General features: G+C 76.0%; 12 protein-coding genes. 4 read left to right on the forward strand and 8 right to left on the reverse strand.

Going from position 1 to position 13,336, the window contains the following annotated elements; translation table 11 throughout:
- Positions 1-6 precede the first annotated feature (6 nt).
- Genes ACFVHI_RS21355 through ACFVHI_RS21365 form a run of 3 tightly spaced genes read right to left on the reverse strand, consistent with a single transcriptional unit; the run spans position 7 to position 2,944 of the window.
- A complete protein-coding gene (locus tag ACFVHI_RS21355) occupies positions 7-813 on the reverse strand; it encodes an ABC transporter ATP-binding protein (RefSeq protein ID WP_063348212.1) in 807 nt (268 codons plus the stop codon).
- Positions 813-1,916: an iron chelate uptake ABC transporter family permease subunit gene (locus ACFVHI_RS21360; RefSeq protein ID WP_063348211.1), complete on the reverse strand. Its 1,104-nt coding sequence runs from the start codon at positions 1,914-1,916 to the stop codon at positions 813-815. Before ACFVHI_RS21360 ends, ACFVHI_RS21355 begins: the two co-directional genes overlap by 1 nt.
- Positions 1,913-2,944: a FecCD family ABC transporter permease gene (locus ACFVHI_RS21365; RefSeq protein WP_380341672.1), complete on the reverse strand. Its 1,032-nt coding sequence runs from the start codon at positions 2,942-2,944 to the stop codon at positions 1,913-1,915. Before ACFVHI_RS21365 ends, ACFVHI_RS21360 begins: the two co-directional genes overlap by 4 nt.
- A 100-nt stretch (positions 2,945-3,044) precedes the next feature.
- Here ACFVHI_RS21365 and ACFVHI_RS21370 point away from each other — a divergent pair, with 100 nt between their 5' ends.
- The gene (locus tag ACFVHI_RS21370) at positions 3,045-3,671 is read left to right on the forward strand and encodes an HAD family hydrolase (RefSeq protein ID WP_363377331.1); all 627 of its coding nucleotides are present in this window, start codon (positions 3,045-3,047) and stop codon (positions 3,669-3,671) included.
- A 47-nt stretch (positions 3,672-3,718) separates the two neighbouring features.
- Here the strand turns inward: ACFVHI_RS21370 and ACFVHI_RS21375 are convergent, their stop codons facing one another.
- A complete protein-coding gene (locus ACFVHI_RS21375; protein ID WP_063348208.1) occupies positions 3,719-3,961 on the reverse strand; it encodes a hypothetical protein in 243 nt (80 codons plus the stop codon).
- Between the two features lie 472 nt (positions 3,962-4,433).
- On the opposite strand from ACFVHI_RS21375, the gene ACFVHI_RS21380 reads away from it, so the two are divergent.
- Positions 4,434-4,817 (forward strand): cold-shock protein, encoded by a 384-nt coding sequence (locus ACFVHI_RS21380; RefSeq protein WP_063348207.1) that lies wholly within the window; start codon positions 4,434-4,436, stop codon positions 4,815-4,817.
- Between the two features lie 10 nt (positions 4,818-4,827).
- Here the strand turns inward: ACFVHI_RS21380 and ACFVHI_RS21385 are convergent, their stop codons facing one another.
- The 4 genes from ACFVHI_RS21385 to ACFVHI_RS21400 form a co-directional block, all read right to left on the reverse strand.
- The gene (locus ACFVHI_RS21385) at positions 4,828-5,679 is read right to left on the reverse strand and encodes a 1,4-dihydroxy-6-naphthoate synthase (RefSeq protein ID WP_380341677.1); all 852 of its coding nucleotides are present in this window, start codon (positions 5,677-5,679) and stop codon (positions 4,828-4,830) included.
- Entirely contained in the window at positions 5,672-6,436 is a 765-nt protein-coding gene (locus ACFVHI_RS21390; protein WP_380341679.1) for a futalosine hydrolase, read from the reverse strand. Before ACFVHI_RS21390 ends, ACFVHI_RS21385 begins: the two co-directional genes overlap by 8 nt.
- Before the next feature lie 10 nt (positions 6,437-6,446).
- Positions 6,447-6,977: a hypothetical protein gene (locus ACFVHI_RS21395; RefSeq protein ID WP_063348205.1), complete on the reverse strand. Its 531-nt coding sequence runs from the start codon at positions 6,975-6,977 to the stop codon at positions 6,447-6,449.
- Positions 6,978-7,049: 72 nt separating this feature from the next.
- Entirely contained in the window at positions 7,050-8,405 is a 1,356-nt protein-coding gene (locus ACFVHI_RS21400) for an MFS transporter (RefSeq protein WP_380341709.1), read from the reverse strand.
- 576 nt (positions 8,406-8,981) lie between these two features.
- Between ACFVHI_RS21400 and ACFVHI_RS21405 the strand changes: the two genes are divergently transcribed.
- Both ACFVHI_RS21405 and ACFVHI_RS21410 read left to right on the forward strand, forming a co-directional pair.
- On the forward strand, positions 8,982-9,863 hold the full coding sequence (locus tag ACFVHI_RS21405) for a DUF3027 domain-containing protein (protein WP_063348204.1): 882 nt from the start codon (positions 8,982-8,984) through the stop codon (positions 9,861-9,863).
- 176 nt (positions 9,864-10,039) lie between these two features.
- Positions 10,040-13,336 carry a sacsin N-terminal ATP-binding-like domain-containing protein gene (locus tag ACFVHI_RS21410; protein WP_380341684.1) on the forward strand — a complete coding sequence of 1,099 codons (3,297 nt, stop codon included), beginning with the start codon at positions 10,040-10,042 and terminating at the stop codon, positions 13,334-13,336.

The following is a 13,336-nucleotide window of genomic DNA, read 5'->3' on the forward strand; positions in this document are numbered from 1 at the left end:
TTTCCGTCAGGCGTCCACGGCCGCCGCCCACGGGGCCCCCGGAACGACCAACGGCGTGCCCGTCACCGGGTCCGGCACCACCACCGACTCCAGCCCGAACACCTCCCGCACCAGCTCCGCCGTCACCACCTCGGTCGGCGCGCCCTGCGCCACCACCCGGCCGTCCCGCATCGCCACCAGGTGGTCCGCGTACCGGGCCGCCTGGTTGAGGTCGTGCAGCACCGCCACCACCGTGCGGCCGCGCTCGACGTTCAGCCGGCGGACCAGGTCCAGCACCTCCACCTGGTGCGCGATGTCCAGGTAGGTGGTCGGCTCGTCCAGCAGCAGGATGTCCGTGCCCTGCGCCAGCGCCATCGCGATCCACGCCCGCTGCCGCTGGCCGCCGGACAGCTCGTCCATGCTGCGCTCGGCCAGCTCCGCCGTGGACGTCCGCTCCAGCGCCTCCGTCACCGCCGCCTCGTCCTCCGGCGACCACTGCTGCCACCAGCTCTGGTGCGGTTGGCGGCCCCGCGAGACCAGGTCCGCCACCGAGATGCCCTCCGGCGCCGTCGGCGACTGCGGCAGCAGCCCCAGCCGCTGGGCGATCCGCTTCGTCGGGATCCGCGCCAGCTCCTCGCCGTCCAGCAGCACCGCGCCCCGGACCGGCTTCAGCAGGCGCCCCAGGGCCCGCAGCAGCGTCGACTTGCCGCAGGCGTTCGGGCCGACGATCACCGTCACCCGCCCGTCCGGGATGCCGACGTCCAGGCCCTCGACGACCGTGCGCGCCTCGTAGGCCAGGGTGAGGCCCCGGGCCTCCAGTCGGTGAGCGGACATCAGGAACCTCCACGACGGATGGGGGTACCCCCGAACGGAGTTCGGGGGAGGATCAGCAGCCACATCAAGTACGGCGCGCCGACCATGCCGGTCACCACGCCCACCGGCAGTTCGGTCGGCGCCATCAGCCGCCGGGCGATCAGATCGGCCAGCACGACCACCAGCGCGCCCGTCAGCGCCGAGCAGAACAGCGGGACCTGCGCGGACCGGACCAGCCGCAGCGCGATCTGCGGCGCCATCAGCGCCACGAAGTCCACCGGCCCGGCGGCGCCCGCCGCGCACGAGGCCAGCACGATGCCCAGCAGCGCCATGCCGAGGCGGATCCGGTCCAGCCGCAGGCCCAGACCGACGGCCGTCGCGTCGTCGAAGGAGATCGAGCGCTGCGCCCGCGCCGCCCACAGGACGACGGGCACGGCGGCGAGCAGCACCCAGGCCAGCCAGCCGGCCTGGTCGTAGCCGGCGCCGTTCAGGCTGCCCGTCATCCAGACCTTCGCGGCCTGCGCCTGGAAGCCGTCGCCCTTGGTCAGGAACACGGAGGTCAGCGAGGACAGGGCCACGCTGATCCCGATCCCGATCAGCACGAAGCGCTGCGCGTGCAGGCCGCGCCGCCATGCCAGCGCGTACACCAGCAGCCCGGCCACCAGCCCGCCCGCGACCGCCGCGTACGGGGCCTGACCGGTCGAGCCGACCACGCCGTACGCCATCAGCCCGACGACGGTGGCGGTCGCGCCCCAGGTCACGCCCACCACGTCGGGGCTGGCCAGCGGATTGCGGGCGACGGTCTGGATCAGTGCCCCGGCCAGCCCCAGCGCCGTGCCGACCAGCAGGCCCACGACCACCCGGGGCAGCCGGAACTCGCCGACCACCAGCTCGTGCGGGCTCGGCTGCCCGAGCACCACCTTCACCACCTCGACCGGCGACACGGCCGACTCGCCCAGGCAGAGCGAGGCGACGACCGTCCCGGCCAGCGCGACCAGCAGGCCCAGCGCCACCACCGCCGACCGGCGGTGCAGCAGCACGGACGCCCGCCCGGCCCGCAGCACGGCGTACCCGCGCGGGGAGACGGCGCCGCGCCCGACGGTTCGCCCGCCCTGCGCGCTCATGACGCGACCACCTTCCGGCGGCGCACCAGCGCGACCAGGACCGGGACGCCGACGAGCGCCGTCATCACGCCCGCCGGGACCTCCGACGGCGGGAAGAGGACCCGCCCCAGGGTGTCGGCGAGCAGCAGCAGGGTGGGGCCGAGGACGGCGGAGAAGGCGAGCACCCAGCGGTGGTCCGCGCCGGCGACGGCCCGCGCCGCGTGCGGGACGGCGAGGCCGATGAAGGCGATCGGCCCGGCGGCCGCGACGGCCGAGCCGGTCAGCACCGTCGCGCCGAGCGCGCCGATCGCCCGGACCAGGCCGGTCTTGGCGCCGAGGCCCTTGGCGGTGTCCTCGCCGAGCGCGAGCGCGTCCAGGCCGCGGGCCACCGCGACCACCAGCACCGTGCCGACGGCGAGGAACGGCAGCAGCTGCCAGGCCACGTCCGAGGTCCGCCCGGAGAGCGAGCCGACGTGCCAGAAGCGGAACTGGTCCATGGTGGCCGCGTCGGTCGTCAGCACCATGGTGTTGAGCGAGGCGATGAACGCGGACATCGCCGAGCCGGCCAGCGCCAGCTTGATCGGCGTGGCCCCGCCCCGGCCGCGCCCGGCCAGGCCGTACACGAGCACGGTGGCGATCACGGCGCCCGCGAAGCCGAACCAGACGTAGCCGGTGAGGGTGGAGACGCCGAAGCCGGAGATGGCGAGGACCACGCCGGCCGCCGCGCCCTGGGAGACGCCGAGGATGCCGGGGTCGGCGATCGGGTTGCGGGTGAGGCCCTGCATGACGGCCCCGGCGAGGCCGAGCGCCGCGCCGACGGCCAGCCCGACGACGGTGCGCGGCACCCGCAGCTCGCGGACGACGACGGCGTTGGCCGTGTCGCCGCCGTGCAGCAGGGCGTCGAGGGTGTCGCCGAAGGGGATGGTGCGGCTGCCGACCGCCAGGCTCAGCAGCACCGCGGCGGCCAGGACGGCCAGCGCGGCGGCGAGCCACAGTATTCGGCGGCGCGCTGTCCGTCGCGCGCCGGGTGGCGCGGTGGTGTCGGTCATGGGCCCTCTCCGCAGACAACTCAGGTAAACCTAAGTTCCCGTCGGAAGCCGGGGCAAATTGCCCCGGCTCCCCGCACCGCCCGTTGGATAGCCTGGCGGCATGCCCGAGACCCGCACCGCCCCGCTCACCGTCGGCTTCGACCTCGACATGACGCTGCTGGACACCCGGCCGGGGATCCACGCCACTTACCTGGCGCTCGCGGCCGAGACCGGCGCCCGCATCGACGCCGACCTGGTGGTCACCCGGCTCGGCCCGCCGCTGCTGGACGAGATCCGCAACTGGTTCCCGGAGGACGAGGTGGAGCGCGCCGCCACCCGCTACCGCGAGCTCTACCGCGACCTCGCCTTCGCCCCGACCGTCGCCCTCCCCGGCGCGCACGCCGCCGTCGAGGCGGTCCGCGACCACGGCGGCCGGGTCGCGGTGATCACCGGCAAGTACGAGCCGAACGCCCGCCTGCACCTGGAGCACGCCGGGCTGCACGCGGACGCGCTGGTCGGCGACCTCTGGGCGGAGACCAAGGGCGAGGCGCTGCGCGAGTACGGCGCGAGCGTCTACGTCGGCGACCACCTCGGCGACATCCGGGGCGCCCGGCACGCGGACGCCGTCGCGGTGTGCGTGGCCACCGGCCCGTACAGCGCGGACGAACTGCGCGCGGCCGGGGCGGACGTGGTGCTGGCGGACCTCACCGGGTTCCCGGCCTGGCTCGACGCCCACCTGGCCGGCTGAGCCGCGGCCCCGGGGCATGCCCTGGGGCCGGGTCCCGGGGTCGCGTTCTAGGACGCGGCCGCGGACTCCACCCGGCGGCGCTGGGCCCGCGCGTTGAGGAACAGCCCGGTCAGCGCGGCCAGGAAGCCCGCCGGCATCAGCATGCTCAGCCAGTACGCGGCCGTCGGCAGCGGCGTCAGGTGCAGGAACAGCGGGACGAAGGTGACCAGGGTGGCGAGCGCGCCCAGACCGAAGACGATCGTCCCGGCCTTGACGTACACGTCGCCGGGGTCGGCGCTCTGGCTGCTCACGTCTGCTCGCTCCTCGGGGCTGGTCGGGCGGTCGGTCCAGTCTGGCAGAGCGGCCGCCGGGCCCCGCCACCGGAGCGGTCCGGTCACGTTGCGCAGTTTCTCGGAAGCTGAACGTTTTGATCCCTGCTGGGCGGGGGTATGCAGGGGGTGCCGAGGGGTGCGACACGTGCGCCCCGTTTCCTCAGACCCGGGGGTGTGAGCCGATGGACCGTGCTGAGCCGCGCCCCGGCTGTGCCAGTACCGGGTCGCCCGTGATCGCGAGAACGCCGCGCCCGTACCGCCCCCAACGGGCCTTGGAACGCGGATCTTTCGCGGAACGCGGATGAGGCAGTGACGGACCGTTAGTCTGCTCCTGACAGCGTGCTGACCATGAGCGCCCGCGGGCGCCGAGCCGAGGTCGGCTGCCTTCCCCACCACCCAGTGATCCCCGGCCAGGGCCGGGATCCCTCACACCCATTCGAGGACTGTCGAGATGCCCACCGGCCAGGTCAAGTGGTTCAACGAGACGAAGGGCTTCGGCTTCCTGTCACGCGACGACGGCGGCGACGTCTTCGTCCACACCAAGGCGCTGCCCGCCGGTGTCACCGTGCTGAAGCCGGGCCAGCGGGTCGAGTTCGGCGTGGTCGCCGGCCACCGCGGCGACCAGGCGATGGCCGTGCAACTGCTGGACGCACTGCCGTCGGTGGCCGCCGCCCAGCGCAAGAGCGCCGACGACATGGCGCCGATCGTCCAGGACCTGATCACCACGCTGGACGCGGTGCTGCCGGGCCTCCAGCACGGCCGCTACCCGGCCAAGGCGACCGGCCAGAAGCTGGCCGGCCTGCTGCGCGCGGTGGCCGACCAGTTCGACGTCTGACCGAGGGGGATCAGAACGCCAGCGCACCCGGGTCGAGCGGGGGCACCAGCCCCTCCGCGGCGGCCCGGGTGAGCAGCGCGCGGACGGCCGCGTAGCCCTCCTCGCCGAGGTCCGCGGTGAACTCGTTCACGTACAGGGCGATGTGCTGGTCGGCGACGGCCGGGTCCATCTCCTGGGCGTGCGCCAGCACGTACTCCCGGCTGGCGCTCGGGTCCGCCCAGGCCTGCCGGACGGAGGCGCGGACGGTGTCGGTGAGCGCGCGCAGCCGTTCGGTGCCGAGCGAGCGCCGGGCGACGATCGCGCCGAGCGGGATCGGCAGGCCGGTCTCCTGCTCCCAGGCCTCGCCCATGTCGGCCAGGCTGTGCAGGCCGTACTGCCGGTACGTGAACCGGGCCTCGTGGATCACCAGGCCGGCGTCCACCCGGCCGTCCCGGACGGCGGGCATGATCTCGTGGAACGGCAGGACGACGATCTCGCCGAAGCCGCCCGGCACCGCCTTCGCGGCCCAGAGCCGGAACAGCAGGTAGGCGGTGGAGCGCTCGGACGGCACCGCCACCGTCTTCCCGGTGAGGTCCGCGGGGGCGTCCGTGCCCGGCCGGGTGAGCACCAGCGGGCCGCAGCCGCGCCCGAGCGCGCCGCCGCAGGGCAGCAGGGTGTACTCGTCCAGGACCCAGGGCAGCGCGCCGTAGCTGATCTTCAGGACGTCCAGTTCGCCGCGCTCGGCCAGGCCGTTGGTGACGTCGATGTCCGCGAAGGTCACCTCGGGGGCGTCCGCCCCGGGCACCAGGCCGTGCGCCCAGGCGTGGAAGACGAAGGTGTCGTTCGGGCAGGGCGAGTACGCGATGCTCAGCCGTTCAGCCACGGCCGGCCTCCTCGATCAGTTCGTGGACGGGCAGTGCGGCGAAGGCCCGCTCCAGGGCGGCCAGCGCCTCGCCGATCCGCCAGGCGGCCCGGTCGCGCGGGCCGACCGGGTTGGAGACGGTCCGCAGTTCGAGCACCGGCACGCCGTACCGGGCGGCGGCCTCGGCCACGCCGAAGCCCTCCATCGCCTCGGCCAGGGCGCCCGGGTGGCGGGCGGCCAGTGCGGCGGCCCGCTCGGCGCTGCCGGTGACGGTGGAGACGGTCAGCACCGGGCCGGTGGCGGCGCCCAGGGCCCGGGCGGCCAGCGCGACGGCGGCCGGGGGAGGGGTGTGCCGGACGGTGCCGAAGCCCAGTTCGGTGACGTCGGCGAAGCCCTCGGGGGTCTCGGCGCCGAGGTCGGCGGTGACGATCGCGTCGGCCAGCACGGTGGTGCCGACCGGGGCGTGCGGGGCGAACCCGCCGGCGATCCCGGCCGAGACGACCAGGCCGTAGCGGCCCCCCGAGGCCGGCTGCGCGCCCAGCGCGGCGGAGGCGGCGGCCGCGGCGGCGGCCGGGCCGACCCCGCCCGCCAGGACGTCCACCGGGGCGCCCGCGGCCCGGTGCAGCGCACCGCCGGGCAGCGGCAGCACGGTGGCCGGGCCGGGCAGGCCGCGCAGGACGGCCTCGGCCTCGGCGGGCACCGCGACGACGACGAGCAGCCGGGCCCGGTCGGGGCCCGGCTGCTCGCTGCGCTCGTCCGCGACGGCGTGTGCGGTCATCGCGGGAGCGTCAGCTGTCCTGGGTGTTCAGCTGGAAGTACCAGACGGCGACCGGGTTGTCCGAGTTCTTGTCGCCCTCGACCACGGTGACCAGGGTCTTGCCGGAGGCGTTCAGCACCTGGCTCGCCGGCTGGGAGCCGGAGAAGGTCGGGCCCTTGGCGTAGGAGAACAGGCTGAAGCGCCCGCCCTGGCCCTGCGAGCCGCCGTTGGTGAAGGCCCACCAGCCCTTGTCGGCCACGTTCGGGGAGACGCCGACGCCGACCCGGTCGCTCACCACGACGTCGGAGGTCGGGAGGGTGCCCTCCGCGAGGGCCTGGGTGGCCTTCTGCTGGCACTCCTGCTGCAGGTCCTCCGTGATCGGGCTGCCGCCGTTGAAGCACAGCGGGTCCGCGACGATCGAGGAGTTGCCGACCGTCAGGGTCGCACGGTGGGAGCTGTGCTCGGTCTGGCCGCTCGCGATGGCGACGGACGTGCCGACCGTGGCAGCACCGACCACGACGACGGCGCCGAGGGCGGCGATGGCACGGGTATTGAGGCTCATGCGTCAGAATCTACCGGGCTTCGCCGATCACGCTACGCGGGGGTCGGCCACCGCGTGTTGCCCATGGCCGGTTCAGGCCACCCTGGGCGCCGCCGGGCGCCGCCGCAGGCCCACCCGGAACAGCGTGTGGACCGTCCACAGCAGCATCAGGCCCACCACTCCGGCGGCCACCGACAGACCCAGCACGCCGTTCAGCGGCAGCAGGATGCCGACCGCGCCGCCGGCCACCCAGGACAGCTGGAGCAGCGTCTCCGACCGCGCGAACGCCGAGGTCCGCACCGCCTCCGGGACGTCCCGCTGGATCAGCGCGTCCAGCGACAGCTTGCCCAGCGAGGCCGCCACCCCGGCCACGCCGGCGACCAGGACCACCGTCACCACGCCGTACCAGAGTGCGGCCGCCGCCGTCGCGCCGGTCGCCAGCAGCAGCATCGCGGTGACCGTCGCCTCCGGGCCCCGGGTGCGCAGCCAGGAGCCCAGCACCGAACCCAGCGCGTTGCCCGTCCCCGCCGCCAGCGCCACCAGGCCCAGCGCCAGCGTCGGCCGCAGGCCCCCGATCGGCTCTTCGCGCAGCAGGAACGCCAGGAACATCACCAGGAAGCCGACCAGCCAGCGCAGCGCCGACATCGCCCGCAGCGCCAGGATCACCGACGGGCCGACGGTGCGCAGCGAGGCCTTCGGGGCGCGGGCGTCCTCCGGCGCCCGCTCGCCGTGCATCTCGGCGTGCACCTCGGCGTGCAGGACGGCGCGCTGCTCGCCCTTGGCGGAGTCCACCGCGTGCGGCAGGTGGAAGGCCATCAGGGTGCCGATCACGAAGACCAGGAACGCGCCGCGCAGCGGCCAGCCCGGCCCGATCAGGTGCAGCAGACCGCCCACCCCGGCCGCCACCCCGGTGGCCAGCAGCCCGGCCAGGGTGACCCGGGAGTTCGCCTTCACCAGCGACAGCCGGCTCGGCAGCAGCCGCGGCACCACCACGCTGCGCACCACCCCGTACGCCTTGGACGCCACCAGCACGCCCAGCGCCTCCGGGTACAGCGCCAGACCGCCGCCGGTGATCACCCCGGCCATCGTCCAGGCCAGCACCGCCCGGGCCAGCATCGACATCGCCATCGCCGCCCGGCGGCCGTGCGGCAGCCGGTCCAGCAGCGGGCCGATCACCGGGGCCAGCAGGGCGAACGGGGCCATCGTGATCAGCAGGTACAGCGACACCCGGCCGCGGGCCTCGCCGGTGGGCACGGAGAAGAAGATGGTCGAGGCCAGCGCGACGGTGATCAGCATGTCGCCGAAGGAGTTCAGCGCGTGCAGTTCGATCAGCTTCGCCAGGCCGGATTCGCCCGCGCCCTCCGCGGAGGTGGCCTTGCGGATCCGGCGGCCGGTGCCGTGCACCACCCGGCCGGTGCGGGCGCCGGCGGCGGAGGCGGTCCGGACCAGGAGGTTGCGGCTCGGCTCGGGGTCCTCTTCGCCAGGGTCCCCGTCCAGGGCGGCGAGCTGCCGGGCGTGGACGGCCGGGTCGGCGCCGGCCACGGTGGCGGTCGCGGCGCCGGTCTTGACGAGGCTCACGGGGGCGGTGGGCGACTCGAAATCGCCCCCCGGCTGCGGTTCGCCCGCAGCGGGGGCCGGAGACTGCTGTCGCGGCACGGCGTCCGCCTGGTCGGGGCTGCCGGCCTGCGAGGCGTGCAGTGCGTGCTGCGACGGGTCCTCGTCCGCCACATGCCCATCCTGCCCCAGAATCGCCGCAGTGACGCGGGAATCCACCCCCCTCGGCGCGGCCCCGGAACGGCCGCCACCGCCCCGGACTGTGCTGGGGCGCCGACCGGCGGGTAGCCTGCCCAGGGGCCGCGTGCCGAGCGCCGGGGCGCCGGCAGGCCCGGACGAGCGGCGCGGCCGGTATCCGCGGCGGCCTCTGGTCGCGCAGAATGGACAAGGGACTATCGAGCCGCGACGGAACAGGCAACACGCCGTGGGCGACAGAAGAACTGGGAGAGAATCGACGCCGTGAGTGCTGCGATGCGAAGCCGTACCCCCGATCGGCTCTGTGCCGAGGCCGTCGAACTCGCCCGGAAGGCGGCCGAGGAGGCCGTCGGCCCGGAGACCGTCGGACCACATCTCGGCGCCCAGGCGGACGCCGACCGCGTCGTCACCCACACCTTCGAGTGCCTGGACGCCGCCTACCGTGGCTGGCACTGGGCGGTCACCGTCGCCCGTGCCCCGCGCGCGAAGAACGTCACCCTCGACGAGGTCGTCCTGCTGCCCGGCGCCGACGCCGTCCTCGCCCCCCAGTGGGTGCCGTGGAGCGAGCGGCTGCGCCCCGGTGACATGGGCCCGGGCGACCTGCTGCCCACCGACGCCGACGACGCGCGCCTGGAACCCGGCTGGAGCGGCGAGGACGAGCCGGCCCCGAACTCCGCGGTCGCCCTCGCGGCGGAGGAGGACGTGGTCGTCACCGACCCGGGCATCCAGCCCGCCCCGGCCCGGGCCCGGATCAACGCCGTCGCCGAGGAGCTCGGCATGGGCCGCAGCCGGGTGCTCTCCCGGCTCGGCCTGCACCTGGCCGCCGACCGCTGGGAGAAGGCGCACGGCTCGCAGACGCCGATGGCGCAGGCCGCGCCCGCCGCGTGCGGCAGCTGCGGCTTCCTGATCCCGATCGGCGGCTCGCTCGGACAGGCCTTCGGCGTGTGCGGCAACGAGTTCGGGCCGGCGGACGGGCAGATCGTCTCCTTCGCGTACGGCTGCGGCGGGCACTCCGAGGCGGCCGTCATCCCGGCCCCGCCGGCGCCGTCCGAGCTGATCCTGGACGAGCTGGTGGTCGAGCCGATGCAGCTGCACCCGGACCGCACCTCCGGCTCGGTCGAGCCGGACGCCCCGGCGGAGGAGCTCGGGCACTCCTGACCGGACCTGTTCTCGCTTGCGGCCCGCTCCACCGAACCGGTGGGGCGGGCCGTGGCGTTCGTGCGGGTGGGGGCCCTGCGGGCGCCCGGCGGCGGGGGCGCGGTCCGGAGCAGCGGCCGGGGCGGGGGAGAATGCCCCCCGTACGAAGTACAGGGCGGCGGAAGGCGGCAGGTCCAGTGGAACCTCGGATCATCGGCAGCAGCACGGACGAGCACCTCGCGGACCCCTTCGGGAGCGCCGCGCTGCGCCGGCGGGTGCTGGACGCCTGGGCCGCCTCGCCGGCCCGGTTCCGGGAGGACGCCAACGCCGAGGAGGAACTCGCGCTCGGCGGCTACCGCGACCGCCTGGTCGTCGAGTTGGCGCAGAACGCGGCCGACGCCGCGGTCCGGGCCGGGCACGGTCCCGGCCGGCTGCGGCTCACCCTCGCCGACGGCGTGCTCGCCGCCGCCAACACCGGGGCCCCGCTGGACGCGGCCGCCGTCGAGTCGCTGTCCACCCTGCGCGCCTCCTCCAAGCGCGGTGAGACGCCCGCCGTCGGCCGGTTCGGCGTCGGCTTCGCCGCCGTGCTCGCCGTCACCGACGAGCCCGCCGTGCTCGGCGCCGCCGGCGGGGTGCGCTGGTCGCTCGGCGAGGCCCGCTCGCTGGCCCAGGCGCAGCCCGCGCTGGCCGAGGAACTGCGCCGCCGGGACGGCCACGTGCCGCTGCTGCGGCTGCCGTTCGCCGCGGAGGGCCCGGCCCCCGAGGGCTACGACACGGTGGTCGTGCTGCCGCTGCGGGACGCCGCCGCCGAGGACCTGACCCGCCGTCTGCTCGCCGGCATCGACGACGCGCTGCTGCTCACCCTGCCCGGCCTCGCCGAGGTCGTGGTGGAGACCCCGGAGGGCACCCGGACGCTCACCCGCGCCGCCGCCGAGCCCCGCCCGGACGGCGTCACCGAGGTCACCGTCACCGACGACGCGGACGGCCGGCCGCGGCGGACCCGCTGGCAGACCGCCGGCGCCACCGGCACCCTGGCCGCCGAACTGCTCGCCGACCGCCCCACCGAGGAGCGCGCCCGCCCGTACTGGACGGTCACCTGGGCCGTCCCGGTCGCCGCCGACGGCACCCCGCAGGCGCCCGGCATCGCGCCGGTGCTGCACGCGCCCACCCCCAGCGACGAGCCGATCGGCCTGCCCGCGCTGCTCATCGCCTCCTACCCGCTGGACTCCACCCGCCGGCACGTCGCCCCCGGCGCGCTCGCCGACTTCCTCACCGAGCGCGCCGCCGACAGCTACGCCGACCTGCTGCGCGCCCGCGGCGCCGACCTCGGCTCGCTCGGCCTCGTCCCCGGGCCGCTCGGCCAGGGCGCGCTCGACAACGCGCTCCGCGCGGCCGTCCTCTCCCGGCTGCCCGGCACGCCGTTCCTGCCGCACCCGGCGCCGGTCGAGGCGGGCACGCCCGCGCTGCGCCCCCGGGACGCCACCCTGCTGGAGGGAGCGGACGGCTCGGTGGTCGAGGCGCTGGCGCCGATCTTCCCCGGGCTGCTGCCGGCCGGGCTGGAGCGCCGTACCGAGCTGCGGGTGCTGAACGTGCGCCGGGTGCCGCTGGCCGACGTGGTCGACCAGCTCGGCGGCCTGGACCGCGAGCCCGCCTGGTGGCGCAACCTGTACGCGGCGCTCGGTGCCGCAGACCCGGAGGCGCTCGGCGCGCTGCCCGTCCCGCTCGCCGACGGCCGGACCATCACCGGGCCCCGGCGCGTCCTGCTGCCCTCCGAGGACGCCGACTGGGCGGCCTTCCCCGGCTACCCCGAGTCGCTGGCCGACGCGCTCGCCGCCCTCGACCTGCGGCTCGCCCACCCCGAGGCGGCCCACCCGCTGCTCGCCAAGCTCGGCGCCAGCACCGCCACCCCGGCCGGGGTGCTCGACACCCCCGAGGTGCGGGCCGCCGTCGCCCGCTCCTACCAGGTGGCCGAGGACGACGTCGAGGCCGCGCTCGAACTGGCGGACGCCGTCCTGGCGCTGGTCAAGGTCGCCGGCCCGGCCGCCGGCGAGCACCGCTGGCTGGCCCGGCTGGCCCTGCTCGACGACGAGGGCGAGCCCGCCCGCGCCGGTGAACTCGTCCTGCCCGGCAGCCCGTTCGCGGCTCTCGCCCGCGAGGAGGACGCCGGCTGGGTGGACGACGAACTGCTGGAGCGCTGGGGCCCGGAGGTGCTCACCGCCGTCGGCGTGCTCGCCGACTTCGTCCTCGTCCGCGCCGAGGACGTGGTGCTCGACCCGGACGACCTGGAGCGGCTCGACCCCACCGCGCCCGCCGACCGCGCGGCCGGCGGCCACCCCACCGGGCTGCTCGACGAGGCGCCCGACGGCCTCGCCGACTGGGCCGAGGACGCCCTCGAAGCCCTACAGGCCGACGACGTCGCGGGCGTCCCGCCGGTGGCCGCCGAACTGCTGGCCGTCCGCGACCTCGACCTGGTCGACGACGACGCCTGGCCGGAGGCGCTCGCCGCGCTCTCCCGCCCGCCGTACCGGGACGCCGTCGTCAACCCCGTCCGCACCCTGCTGCCGGACGGCTCCTACACCGACCTGCCGCCGTACACCGCCTGGTGGCTGCGCGACCACCCGGTGCTGGACGGCCGCGAGCCCGCCGGACTGCGCGCCGCCGGTGCCGACCCGCTGCTGCGCGGCCTCTACGACGAGGCCCGGACGACCCTGGACGAGCAGTTCCTGCACGCGCTCGGGGTGCGCACCACGCTGGCCGCGCTGCTCGCCGAACCGCACGGCCCGGACGAGGTGCTGGACCGGCTCACCGATCCGGCCTCCGACCTCGGCCACCGCCAACTGCACGGCCTGCACAGCGCGTTGGCCCGGGTCGAGATCGAGCGGATCGAACCGGTCGACGTGGTGCGGGCGCTGCCGCCGCTCGACCCGGACACCGGCCGCCGGCCGGCCCACACGGTGGTCGTCGACTCCTCCAGGGCGGTCGTCGCCGACGCGCCCGACCTCGTCCAGCTCCTGCACCCGTACCCGCTGGTGCCGGTCGCCCCGGCGCTCGCCGCCGACCTCGCCGAGCGGCTGCACGTCTCGCTCGCCAGCGAGGTGGCGGGCGGGCGGGTGCTCTCCGAGGGGGTGCTGCACCGGGTCCCCGCCGTGGTGCGGGAGCTGCTGCCCGGCTGCCCGGTCGCCTACGAGGAGCACGAGGAGCTGCTGGTGGTCGGCCCGGACGGCGACGACGCCGCCGTGGACTGGCGTTGGGACGTCGAGGCGGACGCCCCGGAGGCGCCCTACGACCCGGACGCGGCCGAGGCCGCCGACGAGGACGACGAGTTCGAGCTCCCGCCGGTGCCCGGGTTGCTGCACGCGGCCACCCCGGAGGGCCTGGCGGCCGGGCTCGCCTGGTCGGTCGGGCAGTGGCACCGGCGGTTCGAGGTGCTGGCCGTGCTCACCGATCCGGACCGGGCGTACGAGCTGTCCGCGGCGCGGGACTTCGAGGGCTGA

This window comes from Kitasatospora sp. NPDC127121 (genome assembly GCF_042677305.1).
Classification (GTDB): Bacteria; Actinomycetota; Actinomycetes; order Streptomycetales; family Streptomycetaceae; genus Kitasatospora.